30 protein-coding genes are annotated in these 24,253 nt (G+C 46.4%); 14 read left to right on the top strand and 16 right to left on the bottom strand.

Translation table 11 applies throughout. From position 1 onward, the window contains the following. Positions 1 to 68: 68 nt before the first annotated feature. Positions 69 to 731: a hypothetical protein gene (locus tag Q7R76_02660; GenBank protein MDO8642471.1), complete on the top strand. Its 663-nt coding sequence runs from the start codon at positions 69 to 71 to the stop codon at positions 729 to 731. Here the strand turns inward: Q7R76_02660 and dph2 are convergent. Further along, the gene (gene dph2 / locus Q7R76_02665) at positions 712 to 1,713 is read right to left on the bottom strand and encodes a diphthamide biosynthesis enzyme Dph2 (GenBank protein MDO8642472.1); all 1,002 of its coding nucleotides are present in this window, start codon (positions 1,711 to 1,713) and stop codon (positions 712 to 714) included. The genes Q7R76_02660 and dph2 overlap by 20 nt on opposite strands. A 51-nt stretch (positions 1,714 to 1,764) precedes the next feature. After that, complete coding sequence (locus tag Q7R76_02670) at positions 1,765 to 2,466, bottom strand: FAD-binding oxidoreductase (GenBank protein MDO8642473.1); 702 nt, start codon at positions 2,464 to 2,466, stop codon at positions 1,765 to 1,767. A 76-nt stretch (positions 2,467 to 2,542) separates the two neighbouring features. Here Q7R76_02670 and Q7R76_02675 point away from each other — a divergent pair, with 76 nt between their 5' ends. Next, the gene (locus Q7R76_02675; protein ID MDO8642474.1) at positions 2,543 to 3,148 is read left to right on the top strand and encodes a superoxide dismutase; all 606 of its coding nucleotides are present in this window, start codon (positions 2,543 to 2,545) and stop codon (positions 3,146 to 3,148) included. 35 nt (positions 3,149 to 3,183) lie between these two features. Next, complete coding sequence (gene erpA / locus Q7R76_02680; protein ID MDO8642475.1) at positions 3,184 to 3,825, top strand: iron-sulfur cluster insertion protein ErpA; 642 nt, start codon at positions 3,184 to 3,186, stop codon at positions 3,823 to 3,825. Between the two features lie 4 nt (positions 3,826 to 3,829). Here the strand turns inward: erpA and Q7R76_02685 are convergent, their stop codons facing one another. Both Q7R76_02685 and Q7R76_02690 read right to left on the bottom strand, forming a co-directional pair. After that, on the bottom strand, positions 3,830 to 4,240 hold the full coding sequence (locus Q7R76_02685) for a PIN domain-containing protein (GenBank protein MDO8642476.1): 411 nt from the start codon (positions 4,238 to 4,240) through the stop codon (positions 3,830 to 3,832). Beyond that, positions 4,237 to 4,518, bottom strand: coding sequence for a hypothetical protein (locus tag Q7R76_02690; GenBank protein ID MDO8642477.1), 282 nt, complete (start codon positions 4,516 to 4,518; stop codon positions 4,237 to 4,239). Before Q7R76_02690 ends, Q7R76_02685 begins: the two co-directional genes overlap by 4 nt. An 80-nt stretch (positions 4,519 to 4,598) precedes the next feature. On the opposite strand from Q7R76_02690, the gene Q7R76_02695 reads away from it, so the two are divergent. The 6 genes from Q7R76_02695 to Q7R76_02720 all read left to right on the top strand — a co-directional run bounded on the left by Q7R76_02695 (position 4,599) and on the right by Q7R76_02720 (position 9,750). Next, positions 4,599 to 5,165, top strand: coding sequence for a hypothetical protein (locus Q7R76_02695; protein ID MDO8642478.1), 567 nt, complete (start codon positions 4,599 to 4,601; stop codon positions 5,163 to 5,165). A 62-nt stretch (positions 5,166 to 5,227) separates the two neighbouring features. Continuing rightward, positions 5,228 to 5,629 (top strand): metal-dependent transcriptional regulator, encoded by a 402-nt coding sequence (locus tag Q7R76_02700; GenBank protein MDO8642479.1) that lies wholly within the window; start codon positions 5,228 to 5,230, stop codon positions 5,627 to 5,629. 2 nt (positions 5,630 to 5,631) lie between these two features. Next, complete coding sequence (locus tag Q7R76_02705) at positions 5,632 to 6,918, top strand: multicopper oxidase domain-containing protein (protein MDO8642480.1); 1,287 nt, start codon at positions 5,632 to 5,634, stop codon at positions 6,916 to 6,918. Beyond that, entirely contained in the window at positions 6,915 to 8,102 is a 1,188-nt protein-coding gene (locus Q7R76_02710; GenBank protein ID MDO8642481.1) for a metal transporter, read from the top strand. The genes Q7R76_02705 and Q7R76_02710 overlap by 4 nt, the downstream gene beginning before the upstream one ends. Positions 8,103 to 8,111: 9 nt before the next feature. Then, positions 8,112 to 8,480, top strand: coding sequence for a cupredoxin domain-containing protein (locus Q7R76_02715; protein MDO8642482.1), 369 nt, complete (start codon positions 8,112 to 8,114; stop codon positions 8,478 to 8,480). Between the two features lie 4 nt (positions 8,481 to 8,484). Continuing rightward, on the top strand, positions 8,485 to 9,750 hold the full coding sequence (locus Q7R76_02720) for an Nramp family divalent metal transporter (protein ID MDO8642483.1): 1,266 nt from the start codon (positions 8,485 to 8,487) through the stop codon (positions 9,748 to 9,750). Positions 9,751 to 9,766: 16 nt separating this feature from the next. On the opposite strand, the gene nth is transcribed toward Q7R76_02720, so the two are convergent. From nth to Q7R76_02740, 4 genes are all read right to left on the bottom strand, one after another. After that, a complete protein-coding gene (gene nth / locus Q7R76_02725) occupies positions 9,767 to 10,423 on the bottom strand; it encodes an endonuclease III (GenBank protein MDO8642484.1) in 657 nt (218 codons plus the stop codon). Positions 10,424 to 10,448: 25 nt separating this feature from the next. After that, positions 10,449 to 10,619, bottom strand: coding sequence for a hypothetical protein (locus tag Q7R76_02730; protein ID MDO8642485.1), 171 nt, complete (start codon positions 10,617 to 10,619; stop codon positions 10,449 to 10,451). Positions 10,620 to 10,663: 44 nt separating this feature from the next. Next, positions 10,664 to 10,906, bottom strand: coding sequence for a hypothetical protein (locus tag Q7R76_02735; GenBank protein ID MDO8642486.1), 243 nt, complete (start codon positions 10,904 to 10,906; stop codon positions 10,664 to 10,666). 98 nt (positions 10,907 to 11,004) lie between these two features. Next, complete coding sequence (locus tag Q7R76_02740; GenBank protein ID MDO8642487.1) at positions 11,005 to 11,259, bottom strand: 2Fe-2S iron-sulfur cluster-binding protein; 255 nt, start codon at positions 11,257 to 11,259, stop codon at positions 11,005 to 11,007. Between the two features lie 130 nt (positions 11,260 to 11,389). On the opposite strand from Q7R76_02740, the gene Q7R76_02745 reads away from it, so the two are divergent. Next, on the top strand, positions 11,390 to 12,661 hold the full coding sequence (locus Q7R76_02745; protein ID MDO8642488.1) for an HNH endonuclease signature motif containing protein: 1,272 nt from the start codon (positions 11,390 to 11,392) through the stop codon (positions 12,659 to 12,661). A gap of 179 nt (positions 12,662 to 12,840) precedes the next feature. Beyond that, positions 12,841 to 13,686, top strand: coding sequence for a BRO family protein (locus tag Q7R76_02750; protein MDO8642489.1), 846 nt, complete (start codon positions 12,841 to 12,843; stop codon positions 13,684 to 13,686). 25 nt (positions 13,687 to 13,711) lie between these two features. Here the strand turns inward: Q7R76_02750 and Q7R76_02755 are convergent, their stop codons facing one another. Genes Q7R76_02755 through Q7R76_02770 form a run of 4 tightly spaced genes read right to left on the bottom strand, consistent with a single transcriptional unit; the run spans position 13,712 to position 14,989 of the window. After that, positions 13,712 to 13,990: a hypothetical protein gene (locus Q7R76_02755; GenBank protein ID MDO8642490.1), complete on the bottom strand. Its 279-nt coding sequence runs from the start codon at positions 13,988 to 13,990 to the stop codon at positions 13,712 to 13,714. A gap of 5 nt (positions 13,991 to 13,995) precedes the next feature. Continuing rightward, positions 13,996 to 14,271 (bottom strand): elongation factor 1-beta, encoded by a 276-nt coding sequence (locus Q7R76_02760; GenBank protein MDO8642491.1) that lies wholly within the window; start codon positions 14,269 to 14,271, stop codon positions 13,996 to 13,998. A gap of 4 nt (positions 14,272 to 14,275) precedes the next feature. Further along, positions 14,276 to 14,455, bottom strand: coding sequence for a zinc finger domain-containing protein (locus tag Q7R76_02765; protein MDO8642492.1), 180 nt, complete (start codon positions 14,453 to 14,455; stop codon positions 14,276 to 14,278). A gap of 48 nt (positions 14,456 to 14,503) precedes the next feature. Next, a complete protein-coding gene (locus tag Q7R76_02770; protein ID MDO8642493.1) occupies positions 14,504 to 14,989 on the bottom strand; it encodes a YbaK/EbsC family protein in 486 nt (161 codons plus the stop codon). Between the two features lie 83 nt (positions 14,990 to 15,072). Between Q7R76_02770 and Q7R76_02775 the strand changes: the two genes are divergently transcribed. From Q7R76_02775 to Q7R76_02785, 3 genes are all read left to right on the top strand, one after another. Next, on the top strand, positions 15,073 to 15,852 hold the full coding sequence (locus Q7R76_02775) for a hypothetical protein (protein ID MDO8642494.1): 780 nt from the start codon (positions 15,073 to 15,075) through the stop codon (positions 15,850 to 15,852). 110 nt (positions 15,853 to 15,962) lie between these two features. Next, complete coding sequence (locus tag Q7R76_02780) at positions 15,963 to 18,044, top strand: hypothetical protein (GenBank protein MDO8642495.1); 2,082 nt, start codon at positions 15,963 to 15,965, stop codon at positions 18,042 to 18,044. A gap of 220 nt (positions 18,045 to 18,264) precedes the next feature. Further along, complete coding sequence (locus Q7R76_02785; GenBank protein ID MDO8642496.1) at positions 18,265 to 19,074, top strand: ParA family protein; 810 nt, start codon at positions 18,265 to 18,267, stop codon at positions 19,072 to 19,074. An 89-nt stretch (positions 19,075 to 19,163) separates the two neighbouring features. Here Q7R76_02785 and Q7R76_02790 read toward each other — a convergent pair whose 3' ends face one another. From Q7R76_02790 to Q7R76_02805, 4 genes are all read right to left on the bottom strand, one after another. Beyond that, a complete protein-coding gene (locus Q7R76_02790; protein MDO8642497.1) occupies positions 19,164 to 19,619 on the bottom strand; it encodes a hypothetical protein in 456 nt (151 codons plus the stop codon). 66 nt (positions 19,620 to 19,685) lie between these two features. Next, the gene (locus tag Q7R76_02795) at positions 19,686 to 21,038 is read right to left on the bottom strand and encodes a sigma factor-like helix-turn-helix DNA-binding protein (GenBank protein ID MDO8642498.1); all 1,353 of its coding nucleotides are present in this window, start codon (positions 21,036 to 21,038) and stop codon (positions 19,686 to 19,688) included. A gap of 68 nt (positions 21,039 to 21,106) precedes the next feature. Then, positions 21,107 to 22,405 carry a sigma-70 family RNA polymerase sigma factor gene (locus Q7R76_02800; GenBank protein ID MDO8642499.1) on the bottom strand — a complete coding sequence of 433 codons (1,299 nt, stop codon included), beginning with the start codon at positions 22,403 to 22,405 and terminating at the stop codon, positions 21,107 to 21,109. A gap of 12 nt (positions 22,406 to 22,417) precedes the next feature. Beyond that, a complete protein-coding gene (locus Q7R76_02805) occupies positions 22,418 to 24,238 on the bottom strand; it encodes a hypothetical protein (GenBank protein MDO8642500.1) in 1,821 nt (606 codons plus the stop codon). Positions 24,239 to 24,253 lie beyond the last annotated feature (15 nt).

Raw genomic sequence — 24,253 nt, forward strand, 5'->3', positions numbered from 1 at the left:
CTGGGAAATGTATTTTAAATAGTTTATTATCGAAACGCTTATAAACCTCCTCTTTTCTGTCACAGTTTATGAATCCACGCGTACTTGTCATGGCAGGAAAAGACAGTGATGCTGACCGTATTTTTGAGTACATCATTCGTGCTGGCCGGCAACATGGCCTGTTCTCACGAGCTTCAAGTGCCGTGCTCCAGGCGCGTACTCTTGACGAAGCGATTGCAGCATTACCAACCGCCCCGGAATTAATTTTCTCCAGCGTTGCTCCTGCAAAGATTGGTGTTTCAGAGCCGCTTTCTACCGCGTCGATTGCGTATCTTGCTGCAGTCAAAACCTATCGAGATGCGCAGAGCAGGTATGTGCCTTTGGTGTTGTCCGGAAACTATATCTCAGGCATTCATGACTCCCGAACAGGTTATCATCCTCTTGAGCATGGGGCGGTACTCGCACAGCCTGATGTTTGTATTGTTGAGCAGCGCTATAGCGATCCACGATTTTTATCAATCGTCAATAATTTGGCTCGCTTATTTTCAGAACCAGAACTCTATCGCTCTGCTTCCCGGTTGGTGACCTCGGTTGGCGAGAAGATTTTTCACCAGACACACCTCGAACAGTCTGTGCCCCAGCATTTCAGTTTTGGAGTTCATGGAAAACGGCAGACGGCTATGGTTTTGCTTCCTGCCTATTTCTTAGAAACTACTCCTCTTTCTGCCGAATCTATACAAAACCGTCAGTAAACAATTCTTCCCACTTATTTTTTCCCAGAACAACGAGCGCCTCTTTGAAGGTAATAATCGGTTTCTTGTAGCGCTCAAAATCATCAACGGCGATTCTTGGGCAGGCCAGTTCGACAAATCCATCGACGGTGTAAAAATTATATATCTTGTCCGGCGTCATTTCTCTCATCGTAATCAACAACACATTTTTCCCTTGCTTTTCAAAACCCTCTTTCAATAGTTGGTACGCGCCGAATTTTTGGCCGACCTTGAGGCCGATGATGATGCCGACGGTTTTTGCCTCTTTCATTTTTTCTATTGATGCGGCGCGCTGCGTAATTATCTCGCGGCGTTTTTCATCCATGAGCACAACGTCCTCGTTGTAGGTGTCCAGCAAAATAACGGGTGTTTCCGGCAGCGCGAGTGCCGCGCCGAGCGCGTGGAACTGGTTGCCGAGCACGACGACTGCTTCAATATTGTTTTCTTTTTTGCTTTTTTTCAAGCCGCCATATTCGCAGCCGACCACATGGCCGTTGACGTGCGCATAGCCCTGCTTATTTGGAATGAATACTTTTTTTCCGTGCTGTTCGTAGAACTGTTTTATTTTTTCAATGAGGTGAATGTGCTGAATTGAACTTACAAGGCCAATGGTTGTGTACTGTTCAAGAAACTTTTTTGATTTTTCAGCCAGCGGCATCAAATCTTTGGTGTCTTCTACATACACATACAGAATCGGAAAATCGATTTTCACAAACGGCGCATGGCCAAAGTGCACAATCAGTTCTGCACCAACTGCTTTTGCCTCGTCCAAATCAATGTCACACCCGCCCCAACAGTGTTCTCCCGAAATAATAAATCGGGTGGCGGGAACTGCTGTTTGCAGCGGCGCCATAATATCCAATACGTCCATCTTGATGCCGAGCGGCAGCTGGACAAGCACAGTTTTTGGCTTTCGCTCTACCAGCTCTTGAATTGTTTTGTCTAACTGAAAATTGAAGCGCATGAAACCGTCGGCAGAAGGGGAGTATTTAAACGTTTCTCTTTCTTATGTATATTATGTATACCTCTCAATCTTAACATTCTCCGGCGAGACATTCCGGCTTTTCAGAAGCTGCTGGGTTTCCAGCACCATGTCTTTAAACCCGCAAAGATAAAACATCTTGTTATTCAACTCAGCTGGCACGTGGTGCTGCACACGCCCCTGAAGCCCGCTCCATTTCTCTTGCGACAACGTGACCAGATAGGTGAAGTTGGAGTACTGCTGCGCCAGTTTTTTCAGCTCGCTATACATCAAAATGTCACCTCGAGTCCGACAGCCAAAGAGCAGGGTAAACGGGAATGCCGGATTATTTTTAACGTGCTCCGTCAGCATTGAATAGAACGGCGCGATACCGGCGCCGGTGCAGATAAGCCAATTTTTCATTCCATCCTTTGCTGCTTTTTTTTCGTCAAACACAAAAAAGCCAAACGGCCCCTGCATCTCAAACACCTCACCTTTTCGCGCGTTTTTGAGAATGTCAGAGGCAAAGCCGCCCGGAATAATTTTCACGCACAGCTCAATTTTTCCTTTTTCTGACGGCGGATTTAAAATAGAGTATGATTTTGTTTTTGTCTGGCCATTGTTTGTTATTTTTATGAGTACAAATTGTCCAGCCGTGAAGGTAAACTGGGCGGGCACATCGAATGAAAAGTACGCGATGTCATTCGTGAGATACCTTATTTCCGTAAGCGTTGCTTTGAAGATTTCTTTGGGCATGCCATCTGGGAAAAGGGAAACCTTTTTATACTTTCCGCAAATGTCTGTTTTATACTCACATTGGGGGTTGATTCTCATGGCACATACCTTACCAAAACTTGATTATGACTACAGCGCGCTTGAGCCGACCATTGACGCAAAAACAATGGAGATTCATCACACAAAACACCATCAGGCCTACATTGACAAGCTCAACGCCGCGATTAAAGGGACTGCATTTGAATCAATGGACGTTGTTGAACTGATAAAAAAATTAAACGAAGTTCCTGAAAACATCCGAACCGCTGTTCGCAATCATGGCGGCGGCCATCTGAATCATTCGTTCTTCTGGAAAATAATGGCGCCGAAAGCCGGCGGCGAACCAACCGGAAAAATTGGCGACGCCATCACGAAAACATTTGGCAGCTTTGAAAAATTCAAGGAAGAATTTTCAAACGCAGGGCTGAATCGCTTTGGTTCGGGTTGGGCATGGCTCGTTGCAGATCATGGAAAACTTGCAGTAGTCAGCACGCCGAATCAGGACAACCCGCTCACGGACGGAAAAATTCCCTTGCTCGGATGCGACGTCTGGGAACACGCCTATTATTTACGCTACCAAAACAAGCGCGCTGATTATCTTGCCGCGTTCTGGAACGTGGTGAACTGGAAGGAAGTTGAGAAACAGTTTAAGGCATTGAAATAAAAAGGCTTAAATATGCCCGCTCTATAGTGACTCTTATGGCAGAAACAACAACCCAAACAACCCAAACAACCCAATCAACCACAAAACAATTCATCACCCGCGAAACAACCATCGGTGACATTGTTGCGCAGTATCCGTATCCTGAAATAGTTGAGACCTTGATGGGCTTCGGCGTGCACTGCGTTGGCTGCGGCGCGAGTGCGTATGAGTCGCTGGAAGACGGCTTTGCCGGCCACGGCATGGGCGACACTGATATTGATGAGGCGGTTCGCCAGCTGAATGAAGTTATTGGCAAAATCGAAGAGGAGCGCAGCGTGGCGCCTGCACCTGTTGAAACAGAATCAAAACAAGACTATAACCTCACGCTCACTGAATCCGCTGCTGCAAAAATCAGGGAACTGCGCAGCAGAGAAAAGAAAGATGACCATGCGTTACGCATCAGAATCATTCCCGGCGGCTGTTCTGGCTTCCAGTACCGCTTTATTTTTGACAACAAGACAACTGCTGACGATACTATTCTTGAAAAGCACGGCGTAAACCTGTGTGTTGACAAAGAAAGTCTGGCTATGCTCAACAATGCGAAAATAGATTTTGTCGATACGCTGCAGGGCAGCGGATTTAAGATAGACAATCCCAATTCAACTGATAACTGCCATTGTGGGAAGAGCTTTAAGTAACCATTCAGGATTCTCTTCGTTCGATATCACTAACTTTGTCAAACCCTCCATCAAAAGAATAAATTATCGGCACATTTAGTTCACGTGCAGCGACGATAAGTGAGCAGTCAGTAAGTGTTAATGTTTTGTATTGTGCCATCAATCTTCCGATTTCGTAGTGCATCACTTTATCAACGTACATGACCTGAATCCGCTCAACATCAGTTAAGGAAACGTAGGCTTTGAGAAGATCTTCAAAGCGTACCTTCTTCATAAGAAAATTAATTACTTCGACAATGACATAATTCGTGACAATCATCTTTCCTATTTTCTTATCGAGCAACTGATTCATGATATCGATGCTCTTTTGTCGATGCTGATCTCCTTTGTACCAAAGACCGATGAATATGTTTGAATCAACAATTACCGTGTTCATAGTGTTGTGTCTATCTCCTCAAGCCAGTTTTTTCCTAAGTCAATCGGTTTGATGCTCTTCAGTAATTGGGTAATCCTTTCCCGTGTATTGTCTTGTTTTTTTCCAAGTCGGCTTGCCAGCTCTTCTTGGTGTTCTGCCGCAATTTCAATGCTTTTTTCGATAAGTGTTTTTTGCGCAACGGAAATACCACGGTGCTTGAGATGAATCTGAAGCTCATCAAGAAGCAGAACGCTTTCCCTTGCTATCCTGCGTGTTGTGTCTGGTTCCATAGTGACCACTTGACTACTTGTAGTCAAAACTACTATTTAAAGCTTGTGATATCAGAATGTTTATAAATAACCTCATTTTTCCTTGTTCTATGGCTGACTTCCTCGACTTTCCTGACTTCGACCCCCCCCTGAAGCAGGTTGAACCTGACGACGCGCTGATTGTTCTTGCAGCGCTCCGCGCCGAGGAACAGGCGCGGCCAGAATTGGTTGCTGTTTTCAAACCATTTCCCACACTGACAAGCGATTATCTCTATCTTCCACTGCGGCGCCGTGTTCGTCTTGGAATATTTAATCGCTCCAATAGTGGTTATCTTCACGGGCAGGGTACCGGCGACTGCATACGTGCATTGGACGGACGCAAAGGGCTGCAAGAACTTGCGCGCACGTGCCGCTGGACCTATCAAGTCCTCGCATTTTTTGATGCCTACACACAAGAACAACAAGAAGGAACCACACGACCGTTTACCAGCGGCACACTTCGCCAAACGAGCGACGGGAGAACCGTGCTCAAAAATATCCGCCACAACAGTTCTTCATTAGACACTGTTGTTCGCATTGCTGCCGAAGCCCAGCCAGACATTCTCAACCATTACTGGTCGCGCCAACGCGCAGAAGAGCAACGAGAAGTCTTAGTTCGCTCACCGTACGTTCATTAATTTTCTCTATTCCTTTCATCACACAAACCTTTATATACAAGTTCGCATATACGAACTTTTCTATGATCACCGCGACCAAAGAGGATTATCTTCGGGCGATCTATCGCTTGGAGGAAAAACAGGGGCGGGCCGTCAAAGCCGTCGAGCTTGCCAAAGAATTGCACCTCGCTAAATCAACCGTCTCTGAACGGCTTCGGGAACTGTCGCGTGCAAAACTTGTCAAGCCGCAGTACTCAACGCTTTCCCTGACTGCCCGCGGTTGCGCTCTGGGGCGTACGCTGACCTACAAGCACCGCATCATTGAAGTGTTTCTCCATGACATGCTCAACTTCGACAAAAAGAAAATCCACGCCGAGGCACATAAATTGGAACACGCATTCAGCGATGAGGCAATCAAAAAGTTAAGCCGACTGTTGGGGAATCCGCGCACGGATCCGCACGGCTCAGCGATACCAGCGGTGTAATCATGTCAAAAAGTTCTTTCTTTCTCGGCGTCCTGCTTTTCGTAGCTGGCATTGTATTTCTTTTTCTTCCTCACGATGTACACCTTAAAGTAACCTTTGGCATAAACCTTCCTCACGTCATTCACTCGCTCATTGGCGCCGGTGTTGGACTTATCGGGCTTATCAGTATCTTTAATTCACGCTTTGAGCGTTCGTTGCCTTTTTTTGCTGTGCATCGCCGTGTGCTGAAAAAAATTGTTGTTATGCTGTTCTTTCTTGTTGTCACTGCCAGCGTTTTTTTTCAGGCATCAGAAGGAAGCCACGAGCCGGGCAAGGCGAGCATCGAAACTGATGGTCAGCACGTGCCTGATGATTATGCCGATCTACACACGGTTGCACAAGCGCAAATGGGCGCTGTCGGTGAGGTAAGCGAATTTCCCGGTATTGATCCGACTGTGTATCTAACGGCGTGGAACTTCGACAATCTCCCCCCTGAAGAGCGCGCCAAATTCTACAAAGAAACTCCTCGCGCCGATGATACCATGCTGCGCGAATACTGGTTTTATGCTGAAGAAACAGAAATTGAAATCGCTCCCGGTGTTTTTTTTCCGGCATGGGCATATAATGGGCAAGTTCCTGGCCCCACGATTCGCGCAACTGAAGGAGATACGGTCCGCATTTATTTCACCAACAAGGCAGAAAAACCCCACACCATGCACTTCCACGGCTTCCACCCGGCAGAGATGGACGGTTCCATGCCGCACCAGCTGGTGCTGCCCGGTGAAACCTTTACGTATGAATTCACTGCCGAGCCGTTTGGCACCCACCTGTACCACTGCCATTCAGTTCCCCTTGCCCAGCACATCACCAAGGGATTATACGGCGTCTTTATTGTTGACCCAAAAACTGACCCGCGGCCGAAGCCAAACACAGAACTTGTCATGCTGATGAATGGCTTTGATCCGAACTTTGACGGCGAAAATGAAGTCTATGCTGTCAACACGGTTGCGTTTTATTACATGAAACATCCTATCAAAGTAAAAAAAGGCGAGCTGGTTCGCATTCACTTGAGCAACATGCTCGAGATTGATCAGATTAATTCATTCCATCTTCACGGAAACTTTTTTGACAAATACAACACAGGCACCACCCTGACGCCGAGTGATTATACTGATATTTTGATCCTTGGCCAGGCCGAACGTGCAATCCTTGATGTGCGTTTCAAGTATCCCGGCCAGTACATGTTCCACTCCCACAAAACCGAGTTTGCCGACAAGGGATGGATGGGTATGTTTGAGGTGGAAGAATGAGCCGCCGCGCGAACCTCTGGGTTCGGGGGCTTTTGCCGCTCTTGTTACTTGCGGTTCTTCTCTTCAGCTTTGTTAACTTCGGTCCGCTTGGTGTTTTTAAGGCATCCTTTCCGCCGATTGAAGAAGTCTTCATTGACCGCGTCGTGTTCGCGCCAGAGCAGGTTACGCTCGATGTGCTCAATGACGGCCCGCAACCAGTCACCGTCTCACAGGTGCTTGTAAACGATGTGTATTGGAATTTTAAAATGGAACCAAGCTCGACGCTTTCGCCGCTGCAGCGCGGAAAAATTGATCTGGTGTATCCCTGGGTTGAAGGCGAACCGATTGGATTCACGCTGATTGCCAGCGATGGCGTGACGTTTGATAAAGAAGTCGAGATTGCTTTTTTGACGCCAACCTTCAATTGGCTGTACTTCAAAACATTTGTCATGCTTGGCTTATATGTCGGTGTGATTCCCGTCCTTATTGGCTTGTTGTGGTTTCCGTTTCTTAAACAACTGCACCGCAAATGGTACAGTTTCCTGCTCGCCTTCACCATCGGCCTGCTCATCTTTTTAGGATTCGATGCACTCAAAGAAGCATTCGACTTAGTTGGGTCAGTTGCAGAAACTCTGAACGGTGTTGGCATCTTTGTCATTGGCTTCCTGCTCTCGATTCTTGTTCTTTCTGCAGTCAGCTACCGGACTGAATTTGTTAAGCAAAAAAGCGCGCATGTCAAGGCACTTGTCTGGGGCTATCTCATTGCGCTGGGCATAGGGTTGCACAACTTGGGCGAGGGACTCGCCATTGGAAGCGCCTATGCGTTTGGTGAAATTGCGCTCGGCGCCACGCTGGTCATCGGATTCATGGTGCACAATGTTACCGAAGGCGTTGCGATTGTCACGCCGCTCACTCGCAGCGGTGAACGGTTTCGCAGCATACTTCCACATCTTGTCGGCATGGGCATTCTCGCAGGAATACCAACTATTCTTGGCACGCTCATTGGCGGTTTTTCATACGGTCCGGCGTTGGGCGTATTTTTCTTTGCCATCGGCGCCGGCGCGATTTTTGATGTTGCGTTTGACATCGCACGCCATCTTGCCGAAGAAAAAGGAAAATGGATTTCCATCTTTACCCTGCCGAATGTTATTGGATTTTTCATTGGCTTATTGGTCATGTACCTGACTGGATTTTTAGTAGTGTGAGGAATAAAAATGGCTAAGCTTTTTCTGCTGCTTTTTTTCTGTATCATGGTTCTGTTGGCAGGGTGCAGTACGCTGCCAGAATCAAACACCGTGCCTACCGGCGCGGTGAAAGAATTTACCATAACAGCGCAAAACTGGGAATTTTCACCTGCAACTATTCGCGTCAATGAAGGCGACACCGTCGTTATTCATGCACGCACGATTGAAGGAATTCACGGCCTACTGTTTCCTGATTTCAATATCAATAAACGGCTTGATCCGGGAGAAGAAGTAACCATTGAATTTGTTGCCGATAAAAAAGGCATCTTTCCTTTTGCCTGCTCGGTGTATTGTGGGAATGGGCATACTGCAATGAATGGAATTTTGATTGTGGAGTAATACCATGCTCTCCTTTCTCAAATCATTCCGCTGTCTAAAAGACAGAAACTTCTGGACTTTTTTTGGTTCAGGGCTGCTCGTCAGCGTTGCCTACATGGACCCCGGCAACTGGGGCACCGACATCAGCGGCGGAGCATCGTTTAATTATGATCTTCTCTGGGTGATTTGGCTTGCTTCGGGCATGGGTATGCTTTTTCAATATCTTTCAGGCAAGCTCGGCATTGCCGGCTATTCCCTGCCGGAACTCGTCAAGGAACGCTTCAAAAATAAATGGGCAGTGCTCTCATATTGGCTCCTTGCAGAAGTTGCGATTCTTGCGACTGACCTTGCTGAATTTTTGGGAATTGTCGTCGCGCTGAACTTATTGTTTGGCATTCCGCTCATTTATGGAACGTATCTTGCCATTGCCGATGTGCTCGTCATTATATTCCTCACTCAAAAACGGTTTCGCTTGCTTGAACAGGTGTTTGTTGTCTTTGTCTCCATCATCGGGCTTGCGTATGTGTACGAATTGTTCATCACCAAGCCAGATATTTCTGCAATCCTCATTCATTCCATCACGCCGAAACTGACGGCGGCGAGCGCGCTCATTGCCGTTGGCATCATTGGAGCGACGGTCATGCCGCATGCGCTCTTTGTGCATTCATGGCTGCTGAAAAATAAAATAATCAGCAGCAACGGCAAACTGGGCAACAAAAAAACAATCCTGAAATATCACCTTATTGATAATGTTGTTTCCCTCACGATTGCCGGTGGAATCAACGCGGCAATTCTGATTATGTCAGCTGCTGCGTTTTACCATATCGGCGCGCCGGTAGCAACACTGGAGGAAGCGTACAAAACGCTGATACCCTTGTTTGGCACGTTTGCGGCGGTCGTCTTTGCCGTTGCGCTGTTATCCGCAGGCATCTCATCGTCGGTGACCGGCACGCTTGCCGGACAGTCAATCATGGACGGGCTTACCAATTTTAAAATTCCGCTCTGGGTGCGCCGTGTCATCACCCGCGGCATCAACGTGATTCCCGTAACCATCGCGATTGTGCTCGGCATTGACCCGCTGAAGATATTAGTTCTGAGTCAAGTTGCGTTGAGTCTTCTGATACCTCTTCCGCTGATTCCGCTCCTAGTGTTTACCTCAAACAAAAAAATTATGAAATCTTTGGTCAATAAAAAAATAACCACCGTCTTCGCAGTCCTTTTTGCGGCAATCATTCTCTGCTTTAACGCGTACCTATTATATTCAGTCTTTACCGGCGGCGTTCAGTTTTGAGAAATAGGCCTGCCATTTACCGCTGTGTCACCACACCAACTTGCTTGCAGTATTTTCGTATTGGGCACCGGCTGCAGTGCGGGCTGATGGGCGTGCAGGTGTGCTGGCCGAAGGCGACGAGCATTGAGTTAATTTTCTCCCAGTACTCTTTTGGCAGTTTTTTCCGCAGCGCCATTTCAGTTTCATACGGCGTTTTTGTTTTGACATACCCCAACCGGTTGCTGATGCGGTGGACATGGGTATCAACGCACATGCCGGGCTTTTGAAAGCCGACAGCCACGACGAGGTTTGCGGTTTTTCGCCCGACACCGGGCAGTTCGATAAGCTCTTCGACGGTCTGCGGAATTGTTCCTCCAAATTTTTCCTGTAGTACCAGCGGAAGCTGTTTCAAATGGCGCGCTTTTGTTTTGTAAAAGCCGACCGGATAAATAAGCTGTTCGATTTCTTTTTCTGAAAGCGTTCCGAGGTCTGCGACATGGTGGATGCGGGAAAATAATTTTCTGCAGGCTGCTGCGGTTGTCTGGTCCTTTGTGCGGGCAGAAAGAATCGTAGCAATGAGCACCTTTTCAGGATCGTTTGTTTGTATTTTGATTAAATCAACAATCGGGACCTTGTAGTTCTTGACTTCTTTTTCAAGAATCTGGTACACCGTATCAATGCTGGCGCTGTTCATGGCAAAAAAAGAGAAAAAGAAGCATTTAAAGCTTTAGTTTTTTCTTGATGCTCTTCAAAAACTTGTTCCCGTCAGTCCCTTTTATTTTTCTTAACAAGCGGACATTTTGGCCGAGAGGGCCATCAAATAGAACACTGTCTTCTTTCTTTTTTACATTGCGTATCTTTCGTCCGCGCGGATCAGATTCAAGTGGCATGTGATTCACCTCACTATTTGGTGGAGATTTCCGCGTATAAAAAGTTAGTGCTTTTGGCTGCGTTGTGCTCCGCCGGTTTTGTAGGGCGTGTGCTCTGCTTTTACCTTTTGGGACGTACTCTCTTCAGGAACGATGTCGTAAATAGTGCGTTCATCGTAGCCGCAGTCCTTGCAGACCATGCACATGATGTCCTGATATTCAGCGACGGTAATTTTTTTTGAATTGCATTTGGGACAGGTATGGATGATACTTTTGAGAAGGTCTTCGCGGTTTTTGGAGGATTCCAATTTCTACCACCTAATACTTAATCTCAACCAACCTTTTTTGCAAGCAAAAAAGCTTGACCAAAATGGGGGCATCCTCGCTTCGCTCGGAGCCCCGCGCGTTAATACTTAATCTCCACATCCCCTTCTTTTATCTTGCACTGGCAGCACAAGCGGTGCTTTTCATCAATCCCCATTTGCGCCTCTGCTTCGGTGCGTTCCGATAGGTGTTCCATGCCGCTGATTATTTCAACGTAGCACGTGCCGCACAAGCCGTTTTCGCAGCCGAACGGTATTCCCAACTCTTTGCAGGCATCCTTGATGGGCTCGCCTTCTTTGACGTCGCGCGATTCACCGCTGGAAATGATGGCTGGCATGAAACGAAAAACCGTGCTGGTGGTTTATATAGGTTGCGGAAATTGATTATTTTACTTCAACTATTTCCCTGTTTAGTTCACCCAATCTTTGATAGAAATCCATTTATAGGGGTATCACTTTTTGTTTTTTATGATTAAAAAATCTATTATCTCAACCATCTTAATACTGCACTTTATACTTTTTAGTTATCCTGTTTTAGGATTAGAGTGTCAATATACTTCAAATCTTGAATATTCAACGGAAGAAGAAGGTTGGTACTTAAATAATGAGTTATTAGATGGTTCTCCTACTCAGGAAATAATAGGGTCGAATGATAACTTTGAATCTCACAAAGTATACAACCCCTTCGAATTTCCCATAACAGTTGAAATTAGTTATGCTACTTTTTCGACATGGTACGGGGGGAGTAATGGTGGAATTACTGGCGTTGTACCTCCTAAACAGTATGTTACTCTAATAAGTCATCATACAGCTGATGGGCAGATTCGAGATTTAAAGTTCAAAATTATTGAACCATCCGGAATTATTAACAAACTTGAATTAGTTAAAAAAAATAAACTTGTCTGTAAAGAATGTGGTGGAAAAGTGTGCATGGATGATGGCTTAACCTGTGAAATAAATTCCGAATGTGGCAGCGGAAAGTGTATAGAAAAAATATGCTCTCCTAACAATTACTGCTATAATAATAACTGCGAATGCTCCTTTTTTGAAGTTCAATCAAAAGATAACACCAAATGTGAGAATAATAATATCTTTTTCGGATTAACATTTATGGCGATGTTACTTATTATCGGCGCACTCATCTTCATCAAAATAATGAGGGAAAAAAGAAAAACAACACAAGCAAAAAAAGAAGCAGATGTAAAAGTTGAAAAAGAAAAACAGATAACTGCGGAGAAAGAAAGAGAAAAATACGATAAAGAACTTAGTGTTTTAAAAGAACGCCAAGATGCAATATTAAGAAAAGAAGAGGAATTGGAGGAATTAAAGAGACTTTCTAGTCTAACAAAACAAGAGAAGGAAAATATCCAAAAATTATCAGAAGAAATAACTAAAGAAACACTTGAAATGGAGAAAAATGTAAAAAAAAGATTTGCGGTTTCTATGGAACCATATCCAAGTAAATATGCAAGCCATAGGCGTGTTTTTAAAAATCCCTATCTGGGTGGCTACGAATGTTTTTATGAAGAAAGACTTGACCCCAAAAAATATTCTTTGTCAAAGCTGGTTCATAGGTGGGTTTGGAAAAAAGCAAATGGGAGGGAACCAAAACAAGGTTATCATATCCATCACATTGATGGAGATAAATACCATAATGATGCAAAAAACCTTGAAGAAATTAAAGGAGACGAACATTATGGACTGCATAGAAATGAAAGACAAATTCCCCCTCAATCTTGATCTCATGCCTCTTTTTTCCATTTTTTTTATCGAGTAATCTCCCCGTTCATCCCACCCACTGGACATCCCCATTCTGCCTTAAAACCCCCGATCACAGGCCATAAGCCCCAAACTCCGTAGCACTGGACACTGGACAGATGCGCGTGAGGTTTATATAGTACCACTCCCTCAACAAAGTAATGGATCAAAAAACTGCTTTGGTCGTGTTTGAAGACAAGAAAATACGAAGAATCTGGCATAATGACGAATGGTATTTCTCTGTTGTTGATATAATCGGTGTACTCATTGATACTCCCGATGCTCGGAACTACTGGAAAGTTCTCAAACATCGTTTATTAAAGGAAGGAAGTGAAGTGGTTACAAAATGTAACCAGTTGAAATTACCCGCCCCGGATGGTAAACTAAGGGAAACCGACTGTGCGAACACCAAAAACATGTTCAGAATCATCCAAACAATACCTTCTCCCCGTGCAGAAACGTTTAAGATGTGGCTCTCTCAAGTCGGCTACGAGCGCGTCCAAGAAATCGAAAATCCGGAATTAGGCCAAGACCGCATTAAAAAATATTATGAGCTGAAAGGCTATCCCCAAGACTGGATTGACAAGCGCCTTCGGGGAATTGCTATTCGCCAAGAACTCACCGATGAATGGAAAAACAGAGGCGTTGGTGAACAGCGTGAGTACGCCATCCTCACCAATGAGATTTCACAGGCAACATTTGGCGTTCCCATCAAAACGCACAAGGAAATCAAAGGCCTTGACCCGAAATTCAAGAACCAAAACCTGCGCGACCACATGTCTGACCTCGAACTTATTTTTTCAATGCTGGGCGAACGGCTGACCACTGAAGCAGCGCGCAAGAAAGACGTTCACGGTTTTACCGAGAATCTTGAAACAGCACAAGAAGGCGGCGCGGTTGCCGGCCGCGCGCGTACCGACGCTGAAAAGACTTTAGGCATTGCTGTTGTTTCTCCAGAAAATGCACTTGATATTGTTCACCAAAAGAAGCGCATAGAAAAAAAGTGATTACCCAATTGCTCGTCGCACATCGCTATTTTCTCACATATGTTGCGAGTGTTCTTTCAACTTGATTTCCAGGATGTCTTAAATCGAGAGGGTGACCAATCTGGCGCAGGCGTCCAACCAGTTGGCGTTTGGTATAATAACCCTCGATCGTGCCACCTTTTTGATCCCTGAACCAAATTTCGAAACCGCGCGGTTCATGATTAAGAAATGGTGGAACATATGCGACTGAAAGTTTTGTTCTGCCCTCTTCCGTTCGTAAATACCAGCTTGTATCTGTATTTTGTCTCCAGTACGCTTGTTCCATAAGGTTCACCCAATCGTCCGTCTGACATCAATCACATCAACCGAGCCAACGCCGGGTATTGTCTGGATTTCTTTTTCAAGCTCGTCGGTTGAGCCGCGGCTTTCATCCAGTAGGAAAACCGTCTTGAGGCACTTCAGCCCGAACGCGACTTCCTCGACGTCGGTCTTGCCGTATTCTGCCCCGAATTCAGTGATCTTTTTTTCTAATTCTTTTTGCACAAGAGAAAGGTCATTCTCAGCAGATTCCGGCATAATTCGCAGGGTAATAACAACTGTTGCCATGGTGCTAATTCGGCCCGAGAAAGCCGCAGGTGCACTGGTATTGCGCCACAATGCGGCGGCACTTGCCACAGCGGATGATTTCCTTGCCGCACTTTGGGCAGGGGAATCGGGTGACGTCTTTGGCGCCGGCGACATTGGTCTTGCACGACATGCACTGTATAGTGTGTTCGTTTGTTGAGGACATACGACTGCAAGGAAAGGCGGGGGTTTATAAAGCTTTTGGGTTCCACGCTTATTTAGAAAACACACCTTCTGTTGCCTTGATTTTTTCAAAGACTTTTTTCATATCCTCTGTTTTGACTTTAACTGAATGAGTTCGGAGGCCGATATTAAAGGCGCTGTCTTGATTATCATACACTCCCGTGTCTACCATCACCGGCACGGTTTCTTTGTGGCCGAACGGCGGCACTGCGCCGATCTCACAGCCGGTTTTTCGCATCACTTCTTCCGGAGTTGCCATTCGTATTTTATTTTTTGACCAGCCAACCTGTTCTGCTACCCGTTTCACATCCACTTTTTTATCTGCGGGAATATTCACCACCACCCACGCATTGGCATCATTCGTAAACAGAAGTGCTTTGATTCCTTGGTGTAATGCGAATCCTCTGGTCTTAGCCGCGTCTTCGCTGGTAATCACTGCTTCATGCTCAAGATAGGTTGGCTTGATATCTAACTCGGAAAAAAATGCGCGTATCCGTTCAACTTCTTCGTAGCCCATATCCCCACAGACTTTTGGATTCTTTATATACTTTTCTAACCATCACAACAATCATTATAAACCAAACACTTTTTCTTTTTTGTATGGTTGTCGCTGGTGCTGATGAGGGGGATGACATCCCCATTGAAATTGATATGGCTGAATTTGATGCTGCATCCTCGGTGCAGGCTCCACCAATACCAAATGCATCTTTTGCATCTTTTTCTGTTACCCATTTTTTCCGGCTTGCCGTGCTTTATGGGTACCCGTCTGACGCGGAAAAACTGGGGCGCCTGAAAGACTCCGAACCTGCTGCGCGGGATTATTTCCTGAACAACGCGCCGGGCGCTGCGTATTTTCAGGGTAAGATATTTGACCTTCCTGAATTTGTCGAGCGGGGGCGTTCGGCATTTACGCATCCTCCCGATCGAACCACTATCAATGGTGCACGTGGTGCAGGTGCTCGTTCATGGCTGATGACCGCATATTGGCTTGCCGAGTACGCAGGCGATGATGAACTTCGGCAGCAGATTGGCAGTCCAGCGCTTGAGCGTGTGCCGTACCTTGCGTATAAAATCGGGCGCCAGACACGCAACGAATCCTTGGCCAATACCGCGCGCGGGCATATTACCGACACTGATCCACTTTTCGGCATTATTCTCGGCATGATTGAGGACGATGATGGCCTGCTGCGTGCCTGCGCTGGAAATTATATCCCCCCTAATGCGCGGTTTGTTTCTGACGTGGCAAAACGAAGAGGATATCACGAACTAACCGAGCGAGTTAACGACTATCTCTTTACCGCAGTGGAACAAGGCCTCCCATTGGGCGACAAAAAAACCATCCAGACTGTTGATTATCTCGTTGAACTCTTTAACGCATAACTTCCCTTTCAACATAAAAAATATAAAAAATTCATAAAAATTCATTCTTGAGTACTAACAAACCTTTTTATATCAATCTGCCTGTGTACTACTCACAAGGGGGTTGATTGATGGCGAATAAGCATTTTCAGCGCATGGACAAAGTTCTTGGCCTCCCGCCTGCGCCGCATGGTGCACCTGCCAAAGAAAAAAATGCCAGCCATCACCATCCCGAACATACCTCTCCTGCTTCACCTACTGCAACGCATAGGCATGGTTTTCTCGCGCGATTCAAAAAGCACCCATCGCATCCCTCTATTCAAAACGCTCCTGCCGGTGCTTATCCGAGTGACTTCGCACAACAGGAGCGCGCTGACGTTGACGAGCTGAAAAAGCACCAGATTGAGCTCGATCACCTCGCACTTCAACAGCAGGCCAGAGAACAAGCTCGAGAAGAGCAAGAGCCTACCGGCGCGGAAAAATATCTTCTCAAGGAAAAAGAAAAACTGCTCAAAGAGCGGTTCACGCTTGAAGGCGACATTGTTGCGCTCACGAAACGTCGCGCCCAGCTTGTTGGCCAGATGCGAGTCGGCATCACTGAAGAAGAAAAAAAAGCCCGAACAAAAATTGAAAGCTCCCTGCGCGGCCTCGCGAACGAGCGCGAACGGCTCCTCACCGTGGTCAAAAATCTCAAGCCGCAGGCTGATGAGCTCCGCCGGCAGATGTCACCTAGTTTTTTCACCATCGAAAAGCATGAAAAAGAACTCGCAGCGCGCGAAGAAAAAATATCGCTTGCTGACGCACGATTGAAAAAAATCAGCGATGAGCTCCGCCACCATGAATTTGAGCTCGGAAAAAAACAGGCAGGCCTTGCCCATGAAGAGCGCGAGCTCACTGAACAGCAGCGCGCGCTCAAGGAACGGCTTGCACAGGAAAGCCAGCGCGTTGCGCTCATGCTCGCGGAAAAAGAAGCGCTGCTCAAAAACAAGTACAAAATATGGGAGCAACAGATTGACCGGCGCGAGCACGCAATCGCCGGTGCCGAGCGAAACTTCAACAAGGAAAAAGGAAAACTCTACCTTGAATTTGAAAAAGAGCACGAAAAACTCGGCCACAGCCTCGAAGAAGAGCGCACCAAGCTCTACGGCGACTTGCAGCAGCAGAAAGACCATCTCAGCCGGGATCTCGTCGATCTGGAAACCAAAAAGCGACAGCTTGAGCAGGCAGTGCTCGAGAAAAAAGAGACCATTCACGATATCGCTGAAACTGAACGCCTGCTCAATGAAAAAGAAGAGCATCTGCTCAACAAAATCCGGATGCTTGAGACGGACGAGCATCGCCTCCACTCTCGCGAGAATGAGATTATCGGCAAAATCAAACAGCTCGAGAGCGACCAGCAGCTGCTCGATGACAAGGAAAACGAGCTCATTGACGTGCTGAAAAAACTGGATATGCGTGAAGGCGAGCTGCGTAATCATGAGCGTATGCTGAATGTCAAGGGCAACGAACTCACGGCTCGGGAGCATGACATCCAGAAAAAAATGGACGAGGCACAAGAAAAGCTTGACGCCATCAAAACGAATAATTCACTCAAGCTGAACACCGCCGAGCTCGAAAAGGCCGCCACTAAAATCGTCGGTGAAATTGAATCTCTCGCACACAAAAAAGAATCTCTCATCAAACAGCAAACACTCCAGCACGACATTGAGGCGCTGCAAAAATCAAAAAAACTCATTGCAGCCGAACTTGAAAAAGAGCGGGGCGCGCTCGAGCAGGAGATCAACAAGCTCGTTGCCAAAGTTGCTGACATGGAACAGGTCTTTGTCGCTGACGACCGGCTCAAGCAGCGCCAGGACTTCATGGAACGGAAAGAAGATGCGCTTGAGCAGGAGCATGCCCACATTCAGGAGCAGCTCAACCAGCTTGAAACCAACAGCATAAACGCGGTTGCAGCATTGTCATCAGTTCAGCAGCAGAAAAATACTGCAAAAGAGATTTTCGAGGCCGACTCGCGCGAAAAAGTTGAGATCTACGCAATGATTGAGCAGGCGCGCGACGCCATTGTCGCCGGCACCTTCGATCTTGCCAAGCAAATCTACGCGGCGATTCAGGAAGCGTACAAAACATTCAACCTTGCTGAAGCAGACCGCCGGAAAATTTACTTTGATGTGGTTGAGCTCAAGACGGACATTGAGCTCGGCGCGCTCTGCTGATTTTTGTGTTTTTTTGTGCTCATTTTTCTTGTTGTACGCTCTATTGTCTCGATGTACATTCATCATTTTGTTTTCTCGTTTTGTTTCTCGTTTTGTTTCTTGTTTTGTTTCTTGTTTTCTACAATCAAAATATTTATAAACCAGTGGCGAGTGTGATGTGTTGAAACCTGTATACACTTAAAAGAGAAAAAGAAAAAATCAGCCAAAAAGAGGGGATAGCATGAGAAAAATCTGCATTATTAACCAAAAAGGCGGCGTGGCAAAAACAACCACCGCTGTAAACCTCGGCGTTGGTCTTGCCAAGGAAGGAAAAAAAGTTCTCATTATCGACCTTGATGCGCAAGGAAACGTCGGCACCTGCCTGCCAGCAGAGTCAAAAAAAGACCTGTACGACTTTCTGGTTGAAAACGCCGACATCCGCGAGTGCATCTCCGGCGTCACCGAAAATCTCGACCTTATCAAAAGCAGGGAAACACTGGCAAAAGCCGAGCTCATTCTCGTGGGCGAAAGCTCCCGTGAAATGACACTTCGGAGAAAACTGCAAAACCTTGCAGGCTATGATTACGTGCTGCTTGACTGCCCGCCGAGCCTCGGCCTGCTGAACCAGAACGCCATGCTGTTTGCAACCGAAGCGCTTATTCCGGCATCCACCGACATTCTCGGGATTGATGCGCTGCGAAAAATGCGCTTTATTGTTGACAAAATCAATGACGTGTTCGGCCACAGCCTGACCATCAGCAAGGTGGTTCCCACGCTCTACGATGTACGCAATAAAGTGTGCAATACCGTGCTGAAACAAATGCAGAGCGAGTTCTACGAGCTGGTCTCTGACCCGATTCGTGTCAATGCAACGCTCAAAGAGGCGCCGGCAGAGAAGAAGTCAATCTTCGACTACGCCCCAAACTCGCGCGGTGCTGAAGACTACCGCAAGCTCGTCAAGCAAGTATTGCGCGACGAGGAGAAATACGTCAAACTTGCGCGCTCTCCCGCGTCAATGCGGATGCAAGTGAAAGAAGCGGTTATTGGATAAATATGTTTTTTTATCTTTTTTTCTCTACTTCTTTTGTCTTTTAATTTTTTAGATATATTTTTATGCTTTTAGAATTAATTTTTTTTCACTTATTGATCCGGCCCATAGTATCGCCGATTGCCCGGAAGCACCATGCTATTGAGTCGGTGTTCGCCAACAGAGGTATATTCTTTTGTTGGGGTGGGTATCTTTTCCGGCTCGTCTCCCACGGTAAAACAGCCGCCATAGAAGCATTGGCAGGTGTCTGCGTAGGAGCAGGTGCAGCGCTGGTAGCAGCCGTACTTGGTTCTGAATCGATATTGTGACGGTGTTTCATCCATCAGCCGCTTGACTGCAAGCGGTGGCTGTTCGCTGACGAGATTTCCCGTCAGGCTCTGGCTTCCTCCTGCAGGAAGCTCGTTCGTGTATTCCACCAGCACATAGTTTGTTTGTGGTGTTTCATTGATTGACTGCGAGTATTGGTAGATGCCGCCCAGCGCAACTGCTGCGGTGATTAAGACTAACAGAAGGTCACGGTGGTCACTCATTCCTCTTTTTATACTCATAATGTGTGTTGGTGGCTTTTTTATTTAAATAGTTTGTGGATTGGTCATTCGAAATCTACTCATTCTCTATTTCTGGTACAAATCAGGATATTCTTTAACAAGCGCTTGGCGCATTTTTTCCTTGGCGCGGTTTTCGAGCTGCCTCGTTCGCTCACGGGTGATGCCCAACTGGTCTCCAATTGCCTCGAGTGTCATTGGCTCTTCGCGGAGCAGGTGGCAGTCAACAATATATTTTTCGCGTTCGTCCAGTACATGAAGTACCCCGCGAATTGCCTGATTGGCAAATGGGGCGTTGGGAGTAATCATCTCTTCCGGGGTTGGAGCATTTGACGCAACCCTTGAATATAAATTCTTGTCGTCAGCTGTTAGGCTGTCAAGAGACGCATCACCATCTGCCAAGCGCTGCTGCATGCCTCTTACTGACTTTGGCGAAACGTTAAAGTGTGCAGCAATCTCTTCAGGTGTTGCTTCATGGTCTTCATATAATAATTCAGGCATACGGCTTGTTCCTACTTTTGGCAGCAGATAATATAATTTTCTTTGCACTTGGCTTGTTCCTATCTTCACCATTCTTCTGTTCGCTATGTTGTCAGCATAGATTTGTGCTTTTATCCAATGCACGGCATAGGTGATAAAATTCTTGCCTTTTTTAGGGTCATATTTCCGCGCGGCGCTCATGGCGCCCAAATAGCCACTGCTCACTGATTCATCCCATGCTTGTTTGTTCGTACGAGGGTGTATGCCCATCTGATGTACGACCTGATAGACAAAGTGTACTGATGACTCAACCAGGCGCTTAACCGCTTCTTTTCCCTCTTCACTGTCCGGGCCGTACGCTTGTACCGTGTGGCCCCATTCATACTGTTGCTCTTTTAATGCCTGTCTATCTTCCAAAGGTAGTTTTTGTGCACGTTGAGGCATTGGTTTTTTCAATTTCTTAACCGGAAGCCGGACAATCTCTGCTTCCGGCGGCGTTTCATAAGGTGTCCTGTCAAATGCGGTCGTGATGAAACGTTCGAGAATAAAATCAAGTGAACTGACAGACACATGCTCATTTCGTACCTCAATCTCCCCTTTTTCTTTCAGATAGTGGAGTCTCTCTCTCACATTTGTCTCTTCGAGCTTCACGCCACCAATTTTTTGGAGTACGAGATCATCAAGCGGAATTTCAGTTGCAAAGTGTTCTGCTTTTGATGGGTCTTCTGCAATCATCTGTGCGACAATTGAGCCGACAAAATAATAGGGCTCTTGAGAAAAAGAATACAGGGGAAATGCTCGGTCTGCATAGCGTTGGAGGCCAAGAGCAATAACTGTTTCTGTTGACATGGTATCAAGAAGTGGAAGTGCTTGCAGCTCTTTACGTAGATGAGGGGGAAGTTCGCTTGAACCCTGCTTTAAAAAAGGGAGCACCGTTGCCATAAAGTTCTTGTGTGGTGTTTATTATTTTAAAAAGGTGTTGGTACTGATTGGCTAATCTCGTAATTTCATTATTCAAAATCATCAGGATTCAAACAACGGCGAAGATTTACTAAGGCTGCCGAATGGAGTTGGCTGGCGCGAGATTCAGTGAAACCCAAAATGCGGCCGATCTCTTTTAAATTTAAATCTTCTTTGTAATACAATCTTAGAAAAATTCTCATATTTTGTTGTGTTTCCGGCCTACAGGGAACTCCTTCTGCAGTTGAAAAGGTAATGCTATCCAACGCGCCCCACAGCATTGATTCTTCTTGGCGTAGCGCTGCCATCGTGTCAAGATAGACACTTTTTTCATCAGGTACTACTCGGGGAACATCAATATATTTTCCATTTTTATCTTTAGGCTTATCATCCAAACTCATAACCCTTGGTGCGCTCACTTGTGCTTCGTCATATTGTTCTTGTGTAATGCCGGCACGCTCAAGAATCTGTTCGAGTGGAATATCCGTTGTTCCTGTTTCAAACAGCAATGCAGCGCGCGCATCTTCCACATCCTTGAGCCGTTCACGCACGCTGCGAGAAACCCCATCAAGGTGGCGTAAATAATCCAATATCGTGCCGCGGATGCGCATTTCTGCATACGGCCTGAAACCACCTTGTTTTGCATCAAATTTTTTTTTGGCGTCCAAAAGGCCGAGGTATCCTTCACTGATTAAATCATCAACCTCAACGCTGCGCGGCAAGCGTTGAGCAATGCGATATGCTAAACGTTTTACCAGCGGCATATACTCCGTCGCAAACGCTTCTTCTTCGCCATCGCGTATCTCTCTCCTTTTTTTCTCTTTTGTTTCTCTTGTTTCTTTCTTCGGCATTCCCACTACTTTTTTTTCATATTCAACCGGCAGCCCATACGTTGCATACAGCACATCCCACAAGACAGCATTAACCAACTGCAGGGGAACATTCCCTTCCGGAAGAATGCCGGCTTCTGTCAGATACGCAAGCCGTTCGTCGACGGTGTTTTTGTTTAGTCCAACTCCTCCCAACTGGGTGACGGTAAATTCGCTGTGCGGTATGCCTGCGAGTGTATCGCCAGCTTGTTTTCGTAGCTCCGGATATTCCTGCAGTGCCGCAGCAATGACTGACGCGACAAAATACGTTGGCTCGCCGGAAAAAGAATACAGCGGAAAGCTTTTGTCGACTATTCTTTCCGGCGTGCCGCGCTGGAGCAATTCGGCTCTGGAATATGCCCTGAACATTCCTCCGACAGCGAGCTGATACGCCGTTGCTGTCATAAATGTTTCTGCGAGCTGCTCCAGACTTCTATCTTGCTGCGGTGCAGGAAAGGGGAGAACGGTTGCGGCGGACATGGCATCACTCGTTTATTTTTCTAACTCAAAGAGCACTTCTTTCGGTGCAACCAGTTCTTTATCAGGTACGATTTCTCGGTCAAATGTAGAGTCTAACGCTTCTGATACGGAATGTAATGGTGCAAAGCCTCCCGGCGATTGTTCTTCTTCCTTCTCGTCATCGCCCAAGAAGTCAATGTCCTCAATGGATCCATACGTTTTGTCTGTTTCAGAAACTATTTCTGGCCTACGCCCTGTTCTTTCTTTTGGCCTATACTGCTCATCACGTTCCCGATAGAATCTTCCAATGGGAGTTTCAGTATCCGCGCACTGCATTTCCTCAACGTGATACCCATGTTTCAGCATTGCAATGACTCCTGCTTCCAAATCCTCCCGCGTTATCAGCTCACCACTTTTTTTCGGTTGTAGGTATGCTGGTTTTTTTCCGGTGACTGCACCCAATCTATCAGTAATATCCTGCTCCGGCACGAGCGTGTACTTGGGCAACCGGTCAACCAACTCGCGCGAAACATACGGCATTCTTCTGACACCATACGATTCTTCATATTCCCGCACGAGATTCAATGCCAGTGCCGCCGGCAAAATTCTCATTTCATCAAGGTCAGGAAGGGGAATCTCACACACTTCCTGTACTCGCCGAGGATCAAAATATTCAACGCCATTAAATTCTATCGGCCTGCACCCGATATACAGCTCTGACAGCATTTTTCCGATATTTCTGCCGTGCATATCAAAGCGAGATTTTGCCGCACGATACATAAGATAGCTTGCCACTTCCTGCCCCGTTATCGGATAAAATGTTTCAAGTACTTGTCGGTATGCCTCAATAAAGTCTTTCTTTTTCAGTGTTCCGGCACTGCCTCCCATGGTTCGTAACCCACCATATCTTTTCAACAATTTCTGCATGCCATAGTTAGGAAAGCCGGGGTCAATGGAGTATTTTAATGCCGTCATGACCTCAAGGGTTTGGGTGTACGTTAATTGTTTCGGTGCCTCAGCAAGTATCTGTTTTGATGTTTTTCCTCCTTCGTCCAATTCTTTTTCAAACTCCTCTAACTCTTCAGGTGTCATCTCTGCAAGTTCGTGTTCAAATTCCCTGACAAGATTTACGCCATAACTTTTATGTTTTAATGTGTTGGGTGAACTCGTTGCTCCTATGTGATGATTTGTCGCTGGTTTTTTACGCTTGTACAGAGATTTATCAGGAATGTCTTGTTTTAATTTTTTAAGCGCGCGTTCCAAGCTTCGTGACGGCGTGCCAAAGTCACGCGTGCGCAAAGTGACTTTTCTTTGTATGATAAAGGCATCGTCACTATTCCCTGTTTCTTCTTCTCCTTCTGGTTTTCGGTATGCTTCAATGGGCATAATATCCGCAGCCGGATGCTCGCTTTCATAGGCTGGTGGATTTCCAAATGTCATTGCAATGAAATCTCGGAGTACAAAATCTATGGTGCTTATCGAGACATTTTGGTTAGGAAGCATTGCAATCACACCATTTTCTCTCAAATAGTCAAGCCTCTCTCTCTCATTTGCCTCTTCCAGCCGCACACCGCCAATATTCTGCAGCACGAGACGTTCCAGTGGAATTTCAGTTGAAAATAAGGGTGCCTGTGCAGGATCGTCCACCAGTATCTGCGCAACAATGGAGCCGACAAAATATTCTGGCTCTTGAGAAAAAGAATGCAGTGGAAATGCGCGCTCTGCATAGCGTTGCAGCCCAAGACTTTGCACTGTTTCTTGTGACAGCCGGTCAAGGAGACTAAATTCTTGCAGCTCTCGTAGAGTGCGCGGAGAAATTTCTTCAGGTTTGCTGAATTGAAGAACATCGGCCATGCCTTTCACCGTTAT

The sequence above is a fragment of the Candidatus Woesearchaeota archaeon genome, from assembly GCA_030651375.1.
Classification (GTDB): Archaea; Nanobdellota; Nanobdellia; order Woesearchaeales; family UBA12501; genus JAUSFM01.

What these genes read in the sequence shown, in the direction of transcription:
- Q7R76_02660 (MDO8642471.1), top strand. Translation starts at nt 69, where the DNA reads ATGAATCCACGCGTACTTGTCATGGCAGGAAAAGACAGTGATGCTGAC.
- dph2 (MDO8642472.1), bottom strand. Translation starts at nt 1,713, where the DNA reads ATGCGCTTCAATTTTCAGTTAGACAAAACAATTCAAGAGCTGGTAGAG.
- Q7R76_02670 (MDO8642473.1), bottom strand. Translation starts at nt 2,466, where the DNA reads ATGCCCAAAGAAATCTTCAAAGCAACGCTTACGGAAATAAGGTATCTC.
- Q7R76_02675 (MDO8642474.1), top strand. Translation starts at nt 2,543, where the DNA reads ATGGCACATACCTTACCAAAACTTGATTATGACTACAGCGCGCTTGAG.
- erpA (MDO8642475.1), top strand. Translation starts at nt 3,184, where the DNA reads ATGGCAGAAACAACAACCCAAACAACCCAAACAACCCAATCAACCACA.
- Q7R76_02685 (MDO8642476.1), bottom strand. Translation starts at nt 4,240, where the DNA reads ATGAACACGGTAATTGTTGATTCAAACATATTCATCGGTCTTTGGTAC.
- Q7R76_02695 (MDO8642478.1), top strand. Translation starts at nt 4,599, where the DNA reads ATGGCTGACTTCCTCGACTTTCCTGACTTCGACCCCCCCCTGAAGCAG.
- Q7R76_02700 (MDO8642479.1), top strand. Translation starts at nt 5,228, where the DNA reads ATGATCACCGCGACCAAAGAGGATTATCTTCGGGCGATCTATCGCTTG.
- Q7R76_02705 (MDO8642480.1), top strand. Translation starts at nt 5,632, where the DNA reads ATGTCAAAAAGTTCTTTCTTTCTCGGCGTCCTGCTTTTCGTAGCTGGC.
- Q7R76_02710 (MDO8642481.1), top strand. Translation starts at nt 6,915, where the DNA reads ATGAGCCGCCGCGCGAACCTCTGGGTTCGGGGGCTTTTGCCGCTCTTG.
- Q7R76_02715 (MDO8642482.1), top strand. Translation starts at nt 8,112, where the DNA reads ATGGCTAAGCTTTTTCTGCTGCTTTTTTTCTGTATCATGGTTCTGTTG.
- Q7R76_02720 (MDO8642483.1), top strand. Translation starts at nt 8,485, where the DNA reads ATGCTCTCCTTTCTCAAATCATTCCGCTGTCTAAAAGACAGAAACTTC.
- nth (MDO8642484.1), bottom strand. Translation starts at nt 10,423, where the DNA reads ATGAACAGCGCCAGCATTGATACGGTGTACCAGATTCTTGAAAAAGAA.
- Q7R76_02730 (MDO8642485.1), bottom strand. Translation starts at nt 10,619, where the DNA reads ATGCCACTTGAATCTGATCCGCGCGGACGAAAGATACGCAATGTAAAA.
- Q7R76_02740 (MDO8642487.1), bottom strand. Translation starts at nt 11,259, where the DNA reads ATGCCAGCCATCATTTCCAGCGGTGAATCGCGCGACGTCAAAGAAGGC.
- Q7R76_02745 (MDO8642488.1), top strand. Translation starts at nt 11,390, where the DNA reads ATGATTAAAAAATCTATTATCTCAACCATCTTAATACTGCACTTTATA.
- Q7R76_02750 (MDO8642489.1), top strand. Translation starts at nt 12,841, where the DNA reads ATGGATCAAAAAACTGCTTTGGTCGTGTTTGAAGACAAGAAAATACGA.
- Q7R76_02755 (MDO8642490.1), bottom strand. Translation starts at nt 13,990, where the DNA reads ATGGAACAAGCGTACTGGAGACAAAATACAGATACAAGCTGGTATTTA.
- Q7R76_02760 (MDO8642491.1), bottom strand. Translation starts at nt 14,271, where the DNA reads ATGGCAACAGTTGTTATTACCCTGCGAATTATGCCGGAATCTGCTGAG.
- Q7R76_02765 (MDO8642492.1), bottom strand. Translation starts at nt 14,455, where the DNA reads ATGTCCTCAACAAACGAACACACTATACAGTGCATGTCGTGCAAGACC.
- Q7R76_02770 (MDO8642493.1), bottom strand. Translation starts at nt 14,989, where the DNA reads ATGGGCTACGAAGAAGTTGAACGGATACGCGCATTTTTTTCCGAGTTA.
- Q7R76_02775 (MDO8642494.1), top strand. Translation starts at nt 15,073, where the DNA reads ATGGTTGTCGCTGGTGCTGATGAGGGGGATGACATCCCCATTGAAATT.
- Q7R76_02780 (MDO8642495.1), top strand. Translation starts at nt 15,963, where the DNA reads ATGGCGAATAAGCATTTTCAGCGCATGGACAAAGTTCTTGGCCTCCCG.
- Q7R76_02785 (MDO8642496.1), top strand. Translation starts at nt 18,265, where the DNA reads ATGAGAAAAATCTGCATTATTAACCAAAAAGGCGGCGTGGCAAAAACA.
- Q7R76_02790 (MDO8642497.1), bottom strand. Translation starts at nt 19,619, where the DNA reads ATGAGTATAAAAAGAGGAATGAGTGACCACCGTGACCTTCTGTTAGTC.
- Q7R76_02795 (MDO8642498.1), bottom strand. Translation starts at nt 21,038, where the DNA reads ATGGCAACGGTGCTCCCTTTTTTAAAGCAGGGTTCAAGCGAACTTCCC.
- Q7R76_02800 (MDO8642499.1), bottom strand. Translation starts at nt 22,405, where the DNA reads ATGTCCGCCGCAACCGTTCTCCCCTTTCCTGCACCGCAGCAAGATAGA.
- Q7R76_02805 (MDO8642500.1), bottom strand. Translation starts at nt 24,238, where the DNA reads ATGGCCGATGTTCTTCAATTCAGCAAACCTGAAGAAATTTCTCCGCGC.